At 61.2% G+C, this 16,465-nt stretch carries 20 protein-coding genes and 2 tRNA genes; 17 read left to right on the forward strand and 5 right to left on the reverse strand.

What is annotated here, in order from left to right:
- Positions 1–156: 156 nt before the first annotated feature.
- Positions 157–549 carry a hypothetical protein gene (locus FFR93_RS27345; RefSeq protein WP_138395456.1) on the forward strand — a complete coding sequence of 131 codons (393 nt, stop codon included), beginning with the start codon at positions 157–159 and terminating at the stop codon, positions 547–549.
- Between the two features lie 46 nt (positions 550–595).
- Here the strand turns inward: FFR93_RS27345 and FFR93_RS27350 are convergent.
- Positions 596–670: transfer RNA gene (locus FFR93_RS27350), tRNA-Thr, on the reverse strand.
- Positions 671–826: 156 nt separating this feature from the next.
- Here FFR93_RS27350 and FFR93_RS27355 point away from each other — a divergent pair.
- From FFR93_RS27355 to FFR93_RS27400, 10 genes are all read left to right on the forward strand, one after another.
- Complete coding sequence (locus FFR93_RS27355; protein ID WP_011423945.1) at positions 827–1,021, forward strand: hypothetical protein; 195 nt, start codon at positions 827–829, stop codon at positions 1,019–1,021.
- Positions 1,022–1,113: 92 nt separating this feature from the next.
- Entirely contained in the window at positions 1,114–2,406 is a 1,293-nt protein-coding gene (gene murA, locus FFR93_RS27360) for a UDP-N-acetylglucosamine 1-carboxyvinyltransferase (RefSeq protein WP_138395457.1), read from the forward strand.
- A 153-nt stretch (positions 2,407–2,559) separates the two neighbouring features.
- Complete coding sequence (locus FFR93_RS27365) at positions 2,560–2,991, forward strand: DUF2948 family protein (RefSeq protein WP_064709794.1); 432 nt, start codon at positions 2,560–2,562, stop codon at positions 2,989–2,991.
- A gap of 57 nt (positions 2,992–3,048) precedes the next feature.
- Entirely contained in the window at positions 3,049–4,344 is a 1,296-nt protein-coding gene (gene hisD / locus FFR93_RS27370) for a histidinol dehydrogenase (protein WP_064709795.1), read from the forward strand.
- 8 nt (positions 4,345–4,352) lie between these two features.
- Positions 4,353–4,826, forward strand: a complete 474-nt coding sequence (locus tag FFR93_RS27375; RefSeq protein ID WP_138395458.1) for a UPF0262 family protein — start codon at positions 4,353–4,355, stop codon at positions 4,824–4,826.
- Entirely contained in the window at positions 4,823–5,308 is a 486-nt protein-coding gene (locus FFR93_RS27380) for a low molecular weight phosphatase family protein (protein ID WP_138395459.1), read from the forward strand. The genes FFR93_RS27375 and FFR93_RS27380 overlap by 4 nt, the downstream gene beginning before the upstream one ends.
- Positions 5,309–5,431: 123 nt before the next feature.
- The gene (infA, locus tag FFR93_RS27385) at positions 5,432–5,650 is read left to right on the forward strand and encodes a translation initiation factor IF-1 (protein WP_003545338.1); all 219 of its coding nucleotides are present in this window, start codon (positions 5,432–5,434) and stop codon (positions 5,648–5,650) included.
- A gap of 36 nt (positions 5,651–5,686) precedes the next feature.
- Positions 5,687–6,307, forward strand: a complete 621-nt coding sequence (locus FFR93_RS27390; protein ID WP_064709798.1) for a Maf-like protein — start codon at positions 5,687–5,689, stop codon at positions 6,305–6,307.
- Positions 6,308–6,338: 31 nt separating this feature from the next.
- On the forward strand, positions 6,339–6,551 hold the full coding sequence (gene yacG / locus FFR93_RS27395; protein ID WP_064709799.1) for a DNA gyrase inhibitor YacG: 213 nt from the start codon (positions 6,339–6,341) through the stop codon (positions 6,549–6,551).
- A gap of 213 nt (positions 6,552–6,764) precedes the next feature.
- Positions 6,765–6,840: transfer RNA gene (locus tag FFR93_RS27400), tRNA-Phe, on the forward strand.
- A 122-nt stretch (positions 6,841–6,962) separates the two neighbouring features.
- Here the strand turns inward: FFR93_RS27400 and FFR93_RS27405 are convergent.
- Entirely contained in the window at positions 6,963–7,784 is an 822-nt protein-coding gene (locus FFR93_RS27405) for a hypothetical protein (protein WP_138395460.1), read from the reverse strand.
- Positions 7,785–8,176: 392 nt separating this feature from the next.
- Positions 8,177–9,358, reverse strand: a complete 1,182-nt coding sequence (gene nhaA / locus FFR93_RS27410; RefSeq protein ID WP_138395461.1) for a Na+/H+ antiporter NhaA — start codon at positions 9,356–9,358, stop codon at positions 8,177–8,179.
- Between the two features lie 333 nt (positions 9,359–9,691).
- Here nhaA and FFR93_RS27415 point away from each other — a divergent pair, with 333 nt between their 5' ends.
- The 6 genes from FFR93_RS27415 (at position 9,692) to FFR93_RS27440 (ending at position 14,141) form a co-directional block, all read left to right on the forward strand.
- Complete coding sequence (locus FFR93_RS27415) at positions 9,692–9,979, forward strand: DUF2282 domain-containing protein (RefSeq protein ID WP_138395462.1); 288 nt, start codon at positions 9,692–9,694, stop codon at positions 9,977–9,979.
- A 63-nt stretch (positions 9,980–10,042) separates the two neighbouring features.
- A complete protein-coding gene (locus FFR93_RS27420; RefSeq protein ID WP_138395463.1) occupies positions 10,043–10,930 on the forward strand; it encodes a DUF692 domain-containing protein in 888 nt (295 codons plus the stop codon).
- Positions 10,931–10,932: 2 nt separating this feature from the next.
- Entirely contained in the window at positions 10,933–11,709 is a 777-nt protein-coding gene (locus tag FFR93_RS27425; RefSeq protein ID WP_138395464.1) for a DNA-binding domain-containing protein, read from the forward strand.
- Entirely contained in the window at positions 11,706–12,203 is a 498-nt protein-coding gene (locus FFR93_RS27430) for a DoxX family protein (protein ID WP_138395465.1), read from the forward strand. The genes FFR93_RS27425 and FFR93_RS27430 overlap by 4 nt, the downstream gene beginning before the upstream one ends.
- Before the next feature lie 173 nt (positions 12,204–12,376).
- Complete coding sequence (locus FFR93_RS27435; protein WP_138395466.1) at positions 12,377–12,649, forward strand: hypothetical protein; 273 nt, start codon at positions 12,377–12,379, stop codon at positions 12,647–12,649.
- Between the two features lies 1 nt (position 12,650).
- Positions 12,651–14,141, forward strand: a complete 1,491-nt coding sequence (locus tag FFR93_RS27440; RefSeq protein ID WP_138395467.1) for an acetyl-CoA hydrolase/transferase family protein — start codon at positions 12,651–12,653, stop codon at positions 14,139–14,141.
- A 116-nt stretch (positions 14,142–14,257) separates the two neighbouring features.
- On the opposite strand, the gene FFR93_RS27445 is transcribed toward FFR93_RS27440, so the two are convergent.
- Both FFR93_RS27445 and adhP read right to left on the reverse strand, forming a co-directional pair.
- Positions 14,258–14,980, reverse strand: coding sequence for a CBS domain-containing protein (locus FFR93_RS27445; protein WP_064713812.1), 723 nt, complete (start codon positions 14,978–14,980; stop codon positions 14,258–14,260).
- 211 nt (positions 14,981–15,191) lie between these two features.
- Positions 15,192–16,265 carry an alcohol dehydrogenase AdhP gene (adhP, locus tag FFR93_RS27450; RefSeq protein WP_171049271.1) on the reverse strand — a complete coding sequence of 358 codons (1,074 nt, stop codon included), beginning with the start codon at positions 16,263–16,265 and terminating at the stop codon, positions 15,192–15,194.
- Between the last annotated feature and the right edge of the window lie 200 nt (positions 16,266–16,465).

The raw sequence follows: 16,465 nt of genomic DNA on the forward strand, positions 1-16,465 counted from the left end.
CAATGGTGAATCGTTTGCTGTTGATGAGGCGAAATGCCAGCTTGAGTGAGGCGGATCGTCCGGGGGCACGCCAGGGGATTTTGAGCAGTCGCAGAGAAGCTGTATGGCGCTGGGCGCTACTGCCGCTACCATGCCGGGAACGCCGAGGGGGGTCAGATGGGTTTAGATCGAAAATTGATCCAGGCTGTTTTTCTCTGTGCGGCGCTTGCAATGCCGGTTTTCTCCCACAGCGCAGAGGGGGCCGCTGACGAGGCGCTGCTCTCGCACGTCTCTACTGAGGTCATCCCTGAAATGCAGCGGGAATATATGCAGACTGCCGTCGGCAAGTTTGTGCACGCAATCGATATCGCCGCATTGCGCGCACGCGTGATGAGAGAGCAGACATTAGAACAATGGTATATCGAGGGTATATATAACGCGGTACCAACGAAGTTAACCGCTGAGCAGCTTGAGCGTTGGGCGGAGTCGCCATCCCTGCCCTACTATCTCGAAGCGACTGACATTCCCGATTGCGTTCATGGCAGGGTACTGCTTCCCACTTGCCGTTAGGGTTTCCCGGGCGCAGACGAAATAAAGTCGATCGCTGGAAGAAAACTGGTGCTGCCGAGTGGGATTGAACCACCGACCTCACCCTTACCAAGGGTGTGCTCTACCACTGAGCTACGGCAGCAGGACCAGGACCCGTGCGAGCCGGGCGGCTCAATTGCGGGAACGGGGCGGCTATTGCCACAGCTTGACGACAAGCGCAAGCCGCAAAATCCAACTTCGCGTGGATAGAGGTGCAGGGGACTTTTGGATCAGCGCGAATTCGGCTAATTCTGTTGACATGAACGACAAGACCGAAACCGGCCAGAAGAGCCGTAAAGAGGCGATCGAGGCACAGGCGAAACTGCGCCGCGAGCGCGCCGCCGAAAAGCTCAGGGAAAATCTCTCGAGACGCAAGCAACAGGTGCGCGCCCGCCGTTCCGGCCAAGCCGACGAAACAAATGGGTTGCCCGCCGCAAAAATGGACGAATCGTAATGTTCCGTCCCGGACGAATTGAAGCCTCTTCATAAATCCCCTAAACACCTCACTCCTTCTTTCAAGGCAGAACTTTCAGGAAGTAAGCGCACATGGATCGTATCAGAATTGTCGGCGGTAATGAGCTGAATGGCATCATTCCGATTTCCGGCGCCAAGAATGCCGCACTGCCGCTGATGATCGCCTCGCTTCTGACCAGTGACACGCTGACGCTGGAAAACGTGCCGCATCTGGCCGATGTCGAACTTCTGATGCGCATCCTCGGCAATCACGGCGTCGACGTCGCCGTTAACGGCCGCCGCGAGCGCCAGGAGGACTCCTACGCCCGCACGATCCATTTCACCTGCCGCACCATTGTCGATACCACCGCTTCTTACGAACTGGTCTCGAAGATGCGCGCCTCCTTCTGGGTCATCGGACCGCTCTTGGCGCGCGAGGGCCATTGCCGCGTGTCGCTGCCGGGCGGTTGCGCCATTGGCACGCGCCCCGTCGATCTCTTCATCGACGGCCTGACGGCGCTTGGCGCGACCATGGAGATCGATGCTGGCTATATCAATGCCAGGGCGCCGGATGGCGGCCTGATCGGCGCGCGCTACACTTTCCCGAAGGTCTCCGTCGGCGCCACCCATGTGATGATGATGGCGGCAACGCTTGCCCGCGGCACGACTGTCATCGGTAACGCCGCCCGCGAACCCGAAGTCGTCGATCTCGCCAACTGCCTGAACGCCATGGGCGCCAAGATCTCCGGCGCCGGCACCTCGACCATCACCGTCGAAGGCGTCACCTCGCTCTCCGGCGCCCGTCATCGCGTGTTGCCGGACCGCATCGAGACCGGCACCTATGCCATGGCCGTCGCCATGGCCGGCGGCGATGTCGTGCTCGAAAATACCGATGTCGCGCTGCTCGAAACCGCACTGGAAACGCTCCGCCGTGCTGGCGCTGATATCTCCGCGACCAATAACGGCATGCGCGTCAGGCGCAATGGCGCCGGCATCAAGCCGGTCGATATCGTCACCGATCCTTTCCCGGGCTTCCCCACGGATCTGCAGGCGCAGTTCATGGCGCTGATGACCCGCTCCTCCGGCATCTCGCATGTCACCGAGACCATCTTCGAAAACCGCTTCATGCACGTGCAGGAGCTTGCCCGGCTTGGCGCCAGGATCTCGCTCTCCGGCCAGACGGCGAAGATCGAGGGTGTCGAGCGCCTGCGCGGCGCGCCCGTCATGGCGACCGATCTGCGCGCCTCCGTCTCGCTCGTCATCGCCGGGCTTGCCGCCGAGGGCGAAACCACGGTCTCCCGCGTCTACCACCTCGACCGCGGTTTCGAGCGGCTCGAAGAGAAGCTGACCCGATGCGGCGCCGTCGTCGAGCGCATCAGCGAGTAATTCAGAGCTTCATTCCGGTTGCGTAATCGGTCGCAGCATCTTATTTCCCTTGTCTGACGCATCGCCATTCCGGCGATGCCTGTTTGATAGCAAGAGCATGATGTCGAAAACCGCTCACACTTTTCGGCATCCTGCTTTGGGGATTGAGCCTGAATGACCGATCTGAAGCTTGTTGCGCTTGATGACGAGGATCTCGCGATCATATCCGCGCATATGCAGGATAGCGTCTTCAAGGTCGGTGATATCGACTGGTCGCCGCGCGGCGCCCAGTTCGCGCTTGCCGCCAATCGCTTCGTCTGGGAAAGTGCGGCGCGCAAGCGCAGAGGGTTCGAGCGCCGCCGCGCTGCTCTGGTCTTCAAGCGCGTGCTTGCCGTTCGCTCGCTCGGCATCGATCGCGGCAATCGCGATGAGGTGCTGTCGCTGCTGGCGCTGCGTTTCGAGAAGAAGGGCGAGGGACCGGATGGCACGATCGAACTGGCGCTGTCGGGCACGGCCTCGATTGCGCTCGACGTCGAATGCATCGAGGTCCAGATGGCCGATATTGGCGGCGCATGGCAGGCGGCTGCCAAACCTCGCCATCCCTGAATGGCTTGACGCCTGAAGTTTGAACATCGCGGTTCGAGTGGAAAAGGAATATCGGTCTTGGCAATCTGGCTGGATCAGGCATCGGAAGGTTTCGAGCAGCATTTTGCCGCCTTTCTGACGACGAAGCGCGAAGTTTCCGAGGATGTGAACGCCGTCGCACGCGCCATCATCGATGATGTCAGGGCGCGGGGCGATGTGGCGCTGGCTGAATATTCGTTGAAGTTCGACGGCATCGATTTCGCCGCCGTGCCGATGCGCGTGACGGCGGATGAGATCGACGCCGCGATCGAGGCGGTGCCTGCCGAAGTGCTGGGCGCCCTGAAGCTCGCGGCATTGCGCATCGAGAGCCACCATCGCCGTCAGCTGCCGAAGGACGATATCTATGAGGACGACATGGGCGTCGGTCTCGGCTCGCGCTGGACGGCGATCGACGCGGTCGGGCTTTATGTTCCAGGCGGCACCGCGAGCTATCCGAGCTCGGTGCTGATGAATGCGGTGCCGGCCAAGGTCGCCGGCGTCGAGCGCGTCGTCATCGTCGTTCCCGCCACCGGCGGCGCCGTCAATCCGGCGGTGCTCGCCGCCGCCCGGCTTGCCGGTGTCACAGAGATCTACCGTGTCGGGGGCGCTCAGGCGATCGCCGCTCTCGCCTATGGAACCGAGACCATTGCACCGGTCGCCAAGATCACCGGCCCCGGCAATGCCTATGTCGCCGCCGCCAAGCGCCACGTCTTCGGCACTGTGGGCATCGATATGATCGCCGGCCCCTCCGAGGTGCTGGTGATCGCCGACAGGGATAACAACCCGGATTGGATCGCCGCCGACCTTTTGGCGCAGGCCGAGCACGATGCCAGCGCCCAGGCGATCCTCATCACCGATGATGCCGAATTCGGCAAGGCCGTGGAGCAGGCGGTCGAGCGGCAGCTGAGGACGCTGAACCGCGCCGAGACTGCAGCGGCAAGCTGGCGCGATTTCGGCGCCGTCATCCTCGTTGCCGATCTGACACGGGCCATCCCGCTCGCCAACCGCATCGCAGCCGAGCACCTCGAGCTCGCCGTCGCCGATCCCGATCGGCTGCTCAATGGCATCCGCAACGCCGGCGCGATCTTCATCGGCGCTCATACGCCCGAGGTCATCGGTGATTACGTCGGCGGTTCTAACCACGTGCTGCCGACGGCGCGTTCGGCGCGCTTCTCCTCCGGCCTTTCGGTGCTCGATTTCGTCAAGCGTACCTCGATCCTGCGCCTTGGGCCGCAGCAGTTGCGCAGCCTCGGCCCGGCGGCGATCGCGCTTGCGGTCTCCGAAGGCCTCGATGCCCATGCGCGGTCGGTCGCGATCCGCCTCAACCTTGATTAGGTGAGGGGATGGTGGCGGGCGATTTCCGGCTTTGTGACGTCGTCCTCGACGACACGATCGGCCGCTCGACGCCCGATGTCGAGCATGAACGCGCCGTCGCCATCTTCGATCTGATCGAGGAGAACAGGTTCGAGCCGCTCGGCCATTCCGGCGGTCCCTACCGGTTGAACATCTCGCTGGTCGATTCGAAGCTGGTCTTCGCCATCAAGACGGAAGAAGGGGGCGATGTCGCCACCCATATCCTGTCGCTCACCCCTTTCCGGCGGCTCGTCAAGGATTACTTCATGATCTGCGAAAGCTATTACGAAGCGATCCGATCGGCGACGCCAAGCCGCATCGAGGCGATCGACATGGGCCGGCGCGGCATCCACAACGAAGGCTCGCAGACGCTGAAAGACAGGCTGGCCGGCAAGATAGAGGTCGATTTCGACACCGCCCGGCGTCTTTTTACGCTGGTCTGCGTGCTCTACTGGCGCGGATGACGGCGATGGAGCTTGCCGCCGATGTCGAGGACGCAAAAAGGCCAGGCGCCATCCTCTTCATGTGCGGGCTGAACGCCATCCGCTCCCCGATGGCCGAAGCGATCGCCCGTAGTATTCTGCCTGGTAATACCTATATAAGGTCCGCCGGCGTTCGCGCCGGCGAGCGCGATCCCTTCGTCGATGTCGTGCTCGAGGAAATCGGGCTTTCCCTCGGGCGCCGCCAGCCGCAGACGCTGGAAGAGCTCGAGGACGATTATTTCGATCTGATCATCACCCTGTCGCCGCAGGCCCATCACGCGGCACTGGAACTGACGCGGTCGAATGCGATCGACGTCGTCTACTGGCCGACCATGGATCCGACGGTCGTCAGCGGAACGCGCGAGCAGATACTGGAAAGCTATCGCGAGGTTCGCGATCACCTCGCCGGCCTCATCGAAAGCCGGCTGCTCAAACGAAATGGCATCGCCGCGCAATCGGCGTGAAAACAAATAAAGGAAAGCCCGATCAACAAGGTTCACAAACCCGCCTTGATTGTGTAGTTTCCGCCCAAATTTTAAAGGCGCGCGTTGCGCTGCCTCTTCAACCCACAGGAAGAAAACCACTATATGCCGAAAGAAGAAGTCCTCGAATTCCCGGGAATCGTCACCGAACTTCTGCCGAATGCGACGTTTCGCGTGAAGCTTGAAAACGAACACGAGATCATCGCCCACACCGCCGGCCGCATGCGCAAGAACCGCATCCGCGTTCTCGCCGGCGACAAGGTGCTGGTGGAAATGACGCCCTACGATCTGACCAAGGGCCGCATCACCTATCGTTTCAAGTAAGTCTGCCCGCTCCCGTCCGCCGATGGTCGAGGTTTCATGGCGCTGAAATACAAGCTCATTCTGGCCTCGGGCTCGCCCCGCCGCGTCGACCTGCTCAACCAGGCCGGCATCGAGCCTTCGCGCCTGATGCCGATGGATATCGACGAGACGCCGAAGAAATCGGAGCATCCGCGTTCGCTCGCCCGAAGGCTTTCGGCCGAGAAGGCCGAGGCAGCACTTGCAGCGATCAAGGGCGATATCACCTGGAAGGGCAGCTATATCCTGTCTGCCGATACCGTGGTCGCCGTCGGCCGGCGCATTCTCGGCAAGGCCGAGTTCGCCGATGAGGCGTTGAGCGCGCTGCATCTCCTGTCGGGACGCAACCATCTCGTCTATACCGGCGTTTGCCTGGTGACGCCGGATCGCAAGATCCGCCAGAAGATCGTCGAGACCAAGGTGCGCTTCAAGCGGCTGTCCGGTTTCGAGATCGAGAACTACCTGGCCTCCGGCCAGTGGCGCGGCAAGGCGGGCGCTTACGGCATCCAGGGCCTTGCCGGCACCTTCGTGCAGAAGATGGTGGGCTCCTACACCAATGTCGTCGGCCTGCCGCTTTATGAAACCATTCTGCTTCTGACCGGCGAGGGCTTCGATGTGCATAGCCGGTGGCCCGAGGCCTGACCGACGGCCATGCCATAGGACGGACCGAGCAATGCCCGAAGACAAGAAGACCGCCGCCAAGGTCGAACCGCTGCGCAAGACGCACCCTTGCCCGGAATGCGGCAAACCATCGAACCGCGAACATTACCCCTTCTGCTCCAACCGCTGCCGTGAGGTCGATCTCTCTCGCTGGCTGACCGGCTCCTATGCCATTCCGGTGGCCGACGACGAGACGAAGGCGGATTATTCCGACGAGGAAAATTGATCCCTATGTTCCGGTTTCCCGGCTGGGGAACAGGAAAACCCAGCCGGCGAAGCTATTATATTTCCTCATGAATCGGCAAAATCCACGAGACCGTCAAAAAAGAGTCATTTGACGCTTGCCATGGGCGAACAAGATGCTATAACCCCGCTCGCTTCCGGGGCGAACCAAGGCCCACGGTTCTTTTCGTCAAGAGCACCATCGCGAAGCAGGTTGGCCCAGGTAGCTCAGTTGGTAGAGCAGCGGATTGAAAATCCGCGTGTCGGTGGTTCGATTCCGCCCCTGGGCACCACACTCCCAAAACCAGTCTCAGGTGCACTTCGCGAAATTGTCTTAGTTACTTCGAGGCTTGGCCCATGAGTGCGTTTGTCGAATTAGCATCGGTCGGCTTCCCCGAGAAAGCCAGCCAGGCATCTACTCGATCTCAGCCACAGCCTCAGAGATAACGGAGAATTTCGAGGCCTGCCACCGTCTGTAGTCGAGTACGAGTTTCACGGAAATCCAACAATCGCCGCTTTTTTGGGAAGTCTCCCATCCCAGCAAGCCTTGATTTTGCGCGGCCGCAAGCAATCTGCCGGCATGACTGCGGGAAATGACATATTCGGCCGCCGTAAGCCTTGCAGAGACATCGCCGATCCAGCTTCGCTCACCGAGCACCGGTGCCAGTGGTACACGCGACATAAGGTCATGCAATATATTGCTCCCAGATTCGGACCTCGCGAACAGTGCAATGCTTTCGGGCGGGTTATACCAATCAGGGTCATTAAACAGCCGCCGGGCGATCCGCGGCTGAGCGCGATACAGAATTGTCTCATCCGCTTGCGACCGTCGATACCGGTCTCCCGCGTCCATACCGTCCAGCGAACGAAGGTGCCCTTCGAACCATTGCCGAATTAGCGTTTCAGCATAGCCGCTTGCTTGTAACGGGTTTGTACGCCGATCCGTCGTCTCCACCGGCTCTAGTAGTTTGTAGTGCGCCATCTCCTTCAGATGTGAGACTGCGGTGTTTTGGCTGGCGATGCGGTTCTCAACCAGAAACTTCGCGAGGTTGGAAGCGGTCAAGGGAGGGCGGGATGGATCAAGCTTCCGCTCAAAATGCAATGCCAATGCCGCTTGGCTAAGCAGCCACTTCTGCAGATCAGCAACATAACGCACTATTCTCGGCGCTCTGCGATGGATTGCCAGCAACTCGAGCGCGGAATCGCGCAGAGCTGCGGCAAAAGAAGCGTCCGCCATGAGATCTTCAACACGGTAGCTACGGCAGCTGTTCTGCAATGAGACTGAACGTAAAGGTATCGACATTCTGAAACCGAAGTGTAAGCGATGTTAACTCGGGATAATGAAGAAAACAGCGAATGGACGAAAAGTCACTGCAGGAGCCAGTGATCTGTCGATTTTACCCAAACTTGCGCAGAATTCGAACAGACTTTTATTTGTTATCGTCAGATGGTTGCTGCCAGGCTTTGATCGAGCATCCTGTTCTTCTCAAACAAGCGCTATCGGCCGGGTTCTTCAGGGCAGCCGAGCCTTGCAGATGACTTGGCTCGTCGCTGGGCGCGGGACCGTCGACGGAACCTGCCGGTGTCGCTCTCTGTTGCAAGGGATCGGCGCCTTCAGCCCCCGCTGCCTCACAATCGCCGCTTGAACGTTGCGAGGAGCGCCGCGCCGACCATGCCGGACAGCAGAGACCCCAGCAGGATGCCCATCTTCACATGGTCTTGGATGGTGGGATCGTCAAATGCAAGCAACCCGATGAAAAGGCTCATGGTGAAGCCTATGCCGCAGAGGACGGCAACACCGGTCATCTGCCCCCAGTTCGCCTTTGCGGGGAGGTCGGCGAGGCCGAGTTTGACGAGCAGGAAGACCGTGCCGAGGACGCCGACCAGTTTTCCAAGCAGCAGACCTGCCGCCACGCCGAGTGTCAGTGGTTCCGTCAGCGTCGCGGCGGAGACGCCGGAGAAGGAGACGCCGGCATTGGCGAAGCCGAAGACCGGAACGACGACGAATGCGACGGGCTTGTGCAGGATGTGCTCGAGATGGTGCAACGGCGACTGGTCGTGGCTTGCCTCGCGTGTTCCCGGCGTCACCTTCAGCGGAATGGTAAGAGCAAGAAGAACGCCGGCCAGCGTCGCGTGGATACCGGATGCGAAGACGAGCACCCAGAGAACGGCGCCGAGCATCAGATATGGCCAGAGCTTCAAAATCTTATTGCGATTCATGCCATAGAGCGCCGCGAGCACCGCCGCGGCCCCTGCAAGCGCCAGGAGGTTGAGATCATTCGTGTAGAACAGCGCAATCACCACGACGGCCCCCAGGTCATCGATGATCGCCAGTGCCGCCAGGAAGATCTTCAACGACGCAGGCACGCGCGGACCGAACAGCGAGATGACGCCCAGGGCGAACGCGATGTCCGTCGCGGTCGGAATCGCCCAGCCACGCAGCGCGGCCGGGTTTTCCCAGTTGAACAAGATGTAGAAGAGGGCAGGGAAGACCATGCCTCCCAGTGCCGCCGCGCCCGGAAGAATACGGCGGCTCCAGCTGGAGAGCTGGCCGTCCAGCATTTCGCGTTTGATCTCGAGCCCAACGAGGAGAAAGAACAGCGCCATCAGCGCGTCATTGATCCAGTGCAGCAGGCTGAGCGGCCCCAGATAGACGTGAAGGGCGTGGAAGTAGCCTTCTGCAAGCGGTGAGTTCGCCGTCACGATGGCAGCGAAGGCCACCGCCATCAGGACGAGACCGCCTGAAGCTTCGCTGTCGAGGAATTGGCGAAGCGTGGATCGGATGAGACCTGGAGAGATGGGCGACGACACCGGTCAGCGCTCCCTGTGTTTTGGAAGGTTGATCTTCAGTCTCCGTCGATTTCGGGAAAGCCCGCGGCGCACGCAGCACACGCCATCGCGCACAAGATAAAGGGGTCGCATCGCCATTTCCAGCGAAATCGACCTACCCCCCCCCGGAGGGGGATATCAACAATTTCTTCCGGCCTGCTAGCAGATGGCGTGAGGGCAATGACGCCGCAGGCGCCACCGAACGCCGATCACCAATTCGTGTTTGCGGGGTCTGTAACAAACGGGATTGCTAGCTCGAAGGAAGGACTACGCGGCCGATGACCGGTGCGCGGACCTTTCAAGAGGAGACCATCTATGAACCGTTCCACTCTGACCCTTGCCCTCGCAGGCTCGCTCGCCACCGCCCTTACATCCGCTGCCTTCGCCGCACCGCTGCCGGCGGAGAAAATGGTGGGCAACGAGAAATGCTATGGCATCGCGCTCAAGGGTCAAAATGATTGCGCCGCCGGTGCCGGCACGACCTGCGCGGGCACATCGACGATGGATTATCAGGGCAACGCCTGGAAGGCTGTCCCGGCCGGCACTTGCACCAGCATGAACGTCAACGGGCACATGGGTAAGCTCGAGCCGACCAAAGGCTGACCACGAAAGCGGAGGCCCGGTGCCCGGGCCTCCGTTCTTTCTGGCTAAACCGGGAGAACTGCGATGACCGCTTCAGCAAACCAGCCCGTCCTCCTGCCGCCGCGGGCCGGCCTCGGCCTTAAACCCGAGCATTACGGGACTATTCTGGCCGATCTGCCGGATGTCGGCTTCTTTGAGGTGCACGCCGAGAACTACATGGGCGCAGGTGGGCCGCCGCATCGCTATCTCCAAGCCATCACGGAACACTATCCGCTTTCGCTGCACGGCGTCGGCTTGTCGATCGGCGCGGCGCGTGGGCTCGACAAGGCACATCTGAAGCGGCTTCGCAGCTTGCTCGACCGCTACCGCCCGCAGAGTTTTTCCGAACATCTGGCCTGGTCGACGCATGACACGGGATTTCTCAACGACTTGTTGCCGCTGCCCTATACGGAAGAAACGCTGGCGCGCGTCGTCGACCATGTCGATGAAACGCAACAGGCGCTAGGGCGGCAATTGCTGCTGGAAAATCCTTCTACCTATATACTGTTCGCAGAGAGTACGATCGATGAAGTGGATTTTCTGGCGACGATCGCTGATCGGACGGGCTGTGGCCTTCTGCTCGACGTCAACAATGTGATGGTCTCGGCGGTGAACCATCGGCTCGATGCCGCCACCTACATAGATCGTTTTCCGGTCGAACTCGTCGGCGAGATTCACCTCGCCGGTTACGACGAAACCATCGACCCTGCCGGCGATCGGCTGCTGATCGACGCGCACGCGACGGCGGTGAAGAGCGACGTCTTGGCCCTCTACAAACATACCCTCGCGCGCACCGGGGCGCTCCCGACGCTGATCGAATGGGACAACAATATTCCGGATTTCGCTACGCTGTATTCAGAGGCGAAAAGTGTGGATGCGATGCTCGCTTCCGAAAGGTTTCGCCGCGGCGGGCGCGGGATCCGGGCGGCGTGACGATGGATTTCGCAACCAGCCAAACCGCCTTTGCCGATGCCTTGCTGCATGCTGACCGGCCGGTGCCGGGTGGCATCATCAACGCGCGCGGCAAACCCGACGCGGCGCGGTTTGCCGTGTACCGCAACAATGTGTTCGTCGGGCTGACAAAGGCGTTGGCGCAACGTTTTCCGGTGACCGAGAGGCTCGTTGGCGCGGAATTCTTCGTGGCCATGGCGCGGGCCTATGCCCAGGATCACAAGCCGTCCTCACCGCTGATCATGGAATATGGCGACGATTTCCCCGACTTCATAACAGGTTTTGAGCCTGCTAGGCCGCTTGCCTATCTGCCCGATATCGCCCGGCTCGAAGCCGCCTGGACAGACGCTTACCACGCCGCCGACTGCGAGCCCCTCGATCTTGCGGCACTCGGAGCCGTGGCGTCCGAGATGCTTTCCAACCTGCGGCTCTTCCCGCACCCCTCCGCGCGCTTGATCCAGTCGAGATTTCCGGTTGGTTCGATCTGGAGCGCACATCAAGAGGAGGTGGTTTCGCCGGTCTCCGACTGGGGCGGGCAAGCTGTCCTGGTCCTACGACCGGAGATGTCGGTCAATGTTCATGTCCTGCCGCCGCAGGACGCGGTCTTTGCTGCCTCCTTGTTCCACGCCGCCACCCTTGGCGAGGCGGCAGAGGCGGCATTTGCAGCTGCCCCCGAATTCGATTTCGGAACGGCGCTTGTCGGCCTTGCCGGTCTCGGTGCGTTTAGCGCCCTTCAACAGTATAAAGGAAACTCCACATGAAAACCGAAGTGGCCCCTTCCCACGGCTTTGGTGCTGCCGCTGTCTCTCTTGTCACACGCGCGGAAGACCTGCTCGCCTCCGTTCCCAAGTCGCTGCCCCTGCTGGGACTGCGTTTTGCGCTGGCTATCCCGTTCCTTAAGTCGGGGCTGACAAAGTGGGATGGTTTCCTGACGCTTTCGTCGGGCGCAAGGTATCTTTTCGAGCAGGAATTCAAGCTTCATATCTTCGGCAGCGCAATTCCCTACCCGTTTCCTCTGACGATGGCGATGGCGGCCGGAATTGGAGAACTGATCCTGCCGCTTCTTTTGATCCTCGGTTTGGCCACACGCTTCGCCGCTCTCGGCCTGCTGTTGATGACGGCGATTATCCAGCTGACCGTCCCGGAGGGCTGGGCGAATTTTCACCTGCCCTGGGCGGCAATGGCGTTGGCATTGGTCGTGTTTGGTGGGGGCGGGATCGCGGTTGATCCGCTTGTGATGCCGCGCCGCAAATGACGCTAGGATAGCAATTTGTCGGGGCGCCATACACCCATTGGTGAAGCGACTGTTGCCAACACTCCGCGGCTTCCGCTGGGCACCTCGGCTGGTTTGGTTGAGGCATGTCAAAGCGCAGTTCGGCGCGTGCGCCAGAATGGCGGGGTCAGGTCCCCGCTCGTTCGGAGCAAATCATGAAACCGCAAATCTCGTTTCCGCGCGTAACCTATCCGGATGCCACTTCCAAAACCGTGATCGCCAATGGCGTCGCACGCGCGTACCACCCGCAGGCGACGCTGACCGTCTGTGCGGTGGAGATGATCATTGCCGAAAACCCTACTGCCCTGTCGTCGCTGATCATGGATGCGGCGGAGATGGGCGCGCGACGCCGAGGTGGGCTTCGGCCATCCTCGCCTACGCGAATTGGTGCGCCGGCCGGTACCGCTGTCGCATTGAGGCTTGCTTGAGATGTTCAGGGACCGGCTCCGGAACACTCGGCTGTTGGGTCGTATCGTCGATGCCGCAGAGGCCGCGCGGCTAATTACCGATGGCATGACCGTAGGCATGAGTGGGTTCACCAGAGCCGGCGAGGCGAAGGCCGTGCCGCTGGCGCTGGCGGAGCGCGCAAGACGCGATCCGCTGAAGATCACGCTGATGACCGGCGCCTCGCTCGGCCACAATCTCGACAGCACGCTAACCGAGGCTCATGTCATCGCGCGCCGCATGCCGTTCCAATCCGATCCCGTCTTACGCCGGGCGATCAATGCCGGCGAAGTGATGTTCGTCGACCAGCATCTGTCGGAGACGGTGGAATTCCTGCGCAGCGGCCAGCTTGCACCGGTGGATGTGGCCGTCGTCGAGGCGACCGCGATTACCGAGGGCGGCGGCATCGTGCCGACAACTTCCGTCGGCAATTCGGCAAGTTTCGCTGTCCTCGCACCGAAGGTGATCGTTGAGATAAACTTGTCGCAGCCGGAAGCACTGGAAGGTCTCCACGATATCTATATCCCGGCCGCGCGACCGAGCCGGGAGGCGATCCCCATCGTTGCGCCCGACAGCCGCATCGGCGTACCCTTCATTCCGGTCCCGCCGGAAAAGATCGCCGCGATCGTCGTCACCCAGAGCAGCGACAGCGATTCGGCGGTGGAGGCACCTGACACCGAAACCGATGCTATTGCCTGTCATCTTACTGAGTTCCTGCTGCGTGAGGTGCGGCGCGGCCGCCTGACGGAGAGATTGCTACCGCTCCAGGCGGGCATCGGAACGATCGCCAACGCTGTGCTCCAGAGCTTCACGGAGACACCGTTCCACGATCTAACCATGTATTCGGAGGTGTTGCAGGATTCGACGTTCGACCTCATCGACGCCGACAAGCTCGGATTCGCATCAGGGTCGTCGATGACGCTGTCAACGGGGAAACACCGGCGTGTGCTTTCCGAGATCGAACACTACAAGCGGCGGCTCATCCTGCGCCCGCAGGAGATCAGCAATCATCCGGAAGTCATCCGGCGGCTCGGCATCATCGCCATCAACACGGCGCTGGAATTCGACGTTTACGGCAACGTCAACTCAACCCATGTCGGCGGCACCCAAATGATGAACGGCATTGGCGGCTCCGGCGATTTCGCCCGCAACGCCCACATGTCGATCTTCGTAGCGAAGTCGCGTGCCAAGAGAGGAACAATCTCGCGCGTCGTTCCGATGGTCAGCCATGTCGATCATACCGAGCACGACGTCGATATTCTGGTGACGGAAATCGGCCTCGCCGATCTTCGCGGCCTAGCCCCGCGGGAGCGGGCGGAGGTCATCATCGCCAACTGCGTGCACCCGACCTATCGTGAAACGCTGGCAGACTATTATCGGCGCGCGCTGCTGCGCGGCGGCCACACGCCTCATCTCCTCGAGGAGGCGCTCAGCTGGCATGACGTCTTGCGCCGGACGGGAAAGATGCTGCCGTAGTGCCGGTCCTGTTGATCCCCGATCACATCAACGGCACGAAGCCGGTCAGGAGCCAAGATATTTCCGCCGCGCCTCTGCTCTGCAGCACCGACCGGCCTGACGGGATCCTTGGAGCTTCAAGCCTGCCTCACCTCAGCATCCGGCGGCGGCAGGGCGATGCCGTAATAAGGATCGACCCAGACGAGCAGGTCCCTGACCGACGTCACGCCTGCAATGTTCTCGGCCGCGACCTTTGCGGCCAAGCGCTCGCGTTCATCAAAAATCGTTCCCGTCAACTCGGCGACACCACTGGCGACGTGGCAATGGATGAAGCCGTTGCGGCTCCAGCTCTGCTTTGCAAGTTCTGCTTCGATTGCCGCCTGGATCTGAGCGTCCTCGGGCGAAAGCGGTGCCGCCGGGAGCGCCCGAGACAGGGCTCGCAAGAGGTCTGAGCGCGCAACGATGCCGACGAGCCTGCCGTTCTCCACCACGGGCAGACGCTTGATATCCTGACGTTCCATCAATCTGACGGCGTCCGAAATGGCAGCGGTCGGCGCGATCGTGCTGACCTGCGCGGTCATCACCTCCTGGATCCGCCGCCCATGGGTTCGGACATATTCTGCGGCGATCTTTCCGGAGCTCGTCAGCCATTCGAGCAGCCACGGCCGCTTGCGTTCGGTGTTCAATTCGCTGCGGCGCAGGAAGTCCCCTTCGCTGACGATGCCGACGAGCGCTCCGTTGGCATCGACGACCGGTAGACCGCTGATCCTGTTGTCGAGCATCAGCTTGGCGGCTTCGGCGACGGAACAGGATGTCGTCGCAGTGATCGCCGGTGATGTCATGATGTCTTGAACGAGCATTTCGACTCCTGATGTTTGGGATCCCGTCGGCCAGGGTGGTGCACGGGAGTCTTCCAGTAGGCAGCATCCGCCGGGAACCCGGCGTCTCGATCTCAGTCGACCAGTTGGCGCCTTGTCTGATTACCCGTTCGGCGGGCCCAGGCGCTCTGTTTGTAGAAGTAAAGGTGTCTCCGCCGCTTCCCCGGGCGGCGGAGACACGCAACGCTGTCAGCTATGCTGCGGACTGATCCTGCGCTGCGAAGATGCTCGCCTCTCCTGCAATATCGAGCACCGTGCGGCCCTCGATGGTTCCCGCCTTGAGGCCGGCGAAAATATCATTGACGTCATCGAGCGGCGCCTTGGCGATCTCAGCTCGGACTCGGCCCTCGCAAGCGAAAGAGAGCGCTTCGTCGAGATCGCGGCGCGTACCGACGATCGAGCCGCGCACGGTGATGCGCTTCAGCACGACGTCGAAAATCGGCATCGGGAAGTTGCCCGGAGGCAGGCCGACGAGGCTAACGGTGCCTTTGCGACGCACCATGCCAAGTGCCTGCGAGAAGGCAGGCGGCGAGACGGCGGTGACGAGAACGCCATGCGCTCCGCCGCCCGTCGCCTTCAGCACCTTTTCGACGGTGTCTTCGGAGCGCGCGTTGAGCGCTAGATCGGCGCCGACGTGGCGGGCAAGGTCAAGTTTGGCGGCAGCGACGTCGAGAGCGATCACCTTGAAACCCATCGCTTTGGCATATTGGATCGCAACATGGCCGAGGCCGCCGACGCCCGATATCGCCACCCATTCGCCGGGCCGAGCTTCGGTTTCCTTCAGTCCCTTATAGGTCGTGACACCGGCGCAGAGGATTGGCGCGATCTCCGCGAAATCGACACCGGCAGGAAGGCGGGCGGCGAAAGCGGCCGAGGCAATGACATATTCGGCAAAGCCGCCATTGCAGCTGTAGCCGGTATTGTGCTGGTGTTCACAGAGGGTTTCCCAACCTGTTTCGCAATATTCGCAGCGCAAGCAGGCGTCGTGCAGCCAGGCGACGCCGACGGCATCGCCTTCCTTGAATTCGGTGACGCCTGGACCGAGAGCCGCGACGACCCCGGCCGCCTCGTGGCCGGGAATGAAGGGCAGCAACGGCTTGACGGGCCAATCGCCCTCAGCGGCATGCAGATCAGTGTGGCATACTCCGCAGGCAACGACCTTCACCAGGATTTCACCTGGACCCGGAACAGGCACCGGCACGCATTCGATTGCGAGAGGCTTGCCGAACTCCCGAACCACCGCCGCCTTCATCATCTTGCTCGTCATGATCTTCATTCCCTTCACGATGATTGTCCGGCGCGGATAGTGCTGGCATCGCACACTCCGCACATTGACCCATCGCAAAGAGCAGTTCCGTTGACCGGATCGAGCTTGGATTTTACGGCCATCGACGCACGATGCCCATGCAGGTGCAGTCTTGGCTTCATCCCGTCGGAAGAAGAGGGTACCCTGCCGCATCTGCGGGA

The sequence above is a fragment of the Rhizobium sp. MHM7A genome (assembly GCF_005862215.1).
GTDB lineage: Bacteria > Pseudomonadota > Alphaproteobacteria > Rhizobiales > Rhizobiaceae > Rhizobium > Rhizobium bangladeshense.

What these genes read in the sequence shown, in the direction of transcription:
- FFR93_RS27445 (WP_064713812.1), bottom strand. Translation starts at nt 14,980, where the DNA reads ATGCTCGTTCAAGACATCATGACATCACCGGCGATCACTGCGACGACA.
- FFR93_RS27435 (WP_138395466.1), top strand. Translation starts at nt 12,377, where the DNA reads ATGAAACCGCAAATCTCGTTTCCGCGCGTAACCTATCCGGATGCCACT.
- FFR93_RS27405 (WP_138395460.1), bottom strand. Translation starts at nt 7,784, where the DNA reads ATGGCGGACGCTTCTTTTGCCGCAGCTCTGCGCGATTCCGCGCTCGAG.
- FFR93_RS27390 (WP_064709798.1), top strand. Translation starts at nt 5,687, where the DNA reads ATGGCGCTGAAATACAAGCTCATTCTGGCCTCGGGCTCGCCCCGCCGC.
- FFR93_RS27430 (WP_138395465.1), top strand. Translation starts at nt 11,706, where the DNA reads ATGAAAACCGAAGTGGCCCCTTCCCACGGCTTTGGTGCTGCCGCTGTC.
- FFR93_RS27440 (WP_138395467.1), top strand. Translation starts at nt 12,651, where the DNA reads ATGTTCAGGGACCGGCTCCGGAACACTCGGCTGTTGGGTCGTATCGTC.
- infA (WP_003545338.1), top strand. Translation starts at nt 5,432, where the DNA reads ATGCCGAAAGAAGAAGTCCTCGAATTCCCGGGAATCGTCACCGAACTT.
- FFR93_RS27375 (WP_138395458.1), top strand. Translation starts at nt 4,353, where the DNA reads ATGGTGGCGGGCGATTTCCGGCTTTGTGACGTCGTCCTCGACGACACG.
- FFR93_RS27425 (WP_138395464.1), top strand. Translation starts at nt 10,933, where the DNA reads ATGGATTTCGCAACCAGCCAAACCGCCTTTGCCGATGCCTTGCTGCAT.
- adhP (WP_171049271.1), bottom strand. Translation starts at nt 16,265, where the DNA reads ATGACGAGCAAGATGATGAAGGCGGCGGTGGTTCGGGAGTTCGGCAAG.
- yacG (WP_064709799.1), top strand. Translation starts at nt 6,339, where the DNA reads ATGCCCGAAGACAAGAAGACCGCCGCCAAGGTCGAACCGCTGCGCAAG.
- FFR93_RS27365 (WP_064709794.1), top strand. Translation starts at nt 2,560, where the DNA reads ATGACCGATCTGAAGCTTGTTGCGCTTGATGACGAGGATCTCGCGATC.
- FFR93_RS27415 (WP_138395462.1), top strand. Translation starts at nt 9,692, where the DNA reads ATGAACCGTTCCACTCTGACCCTTGCCCTCGCAGGCTCGCTCGCCACC.
- FFR93_RS27380 (WP_138395459.1), top strand. Translation starts at nt 4,823, where the DNA reads ATGACGGCGATGGAGCTTGCCGCCGATGTCGAGGACGCAAAAAGGCCA.
- FFR93_RS27355 (WP_011423945.1), top strand. Translation starts at nt 827, where the DNA reads ATGAACGACAAGACCGAAACCGGCCAGAAGAGCCGTAAAGAGGCGATC.
- FFR93_RS27345 (WP_138395456.1), top strand. Translation starts at nt 157, where the DNA reads ATGGGTTTAGATCGAAAATTGATCCAGGCTGTTTTTCTCTGTGCGGCG.
- FFR93_RS27420 (WP_138395463.1), top strand. Translation starts at nt 10,043, where the DNA reads ATGACCGCTTCAGCAAACCAGCCCGTCCTCCTGCCGCCGCGGGCCGGC.
- murA (WP_138395457.1), top strand. Translation starts at nt 1,114, where the DNA reads ATGGATCGTATCAGAATTGTCGGCGGTAATGAGCTGAATGGCATCATT.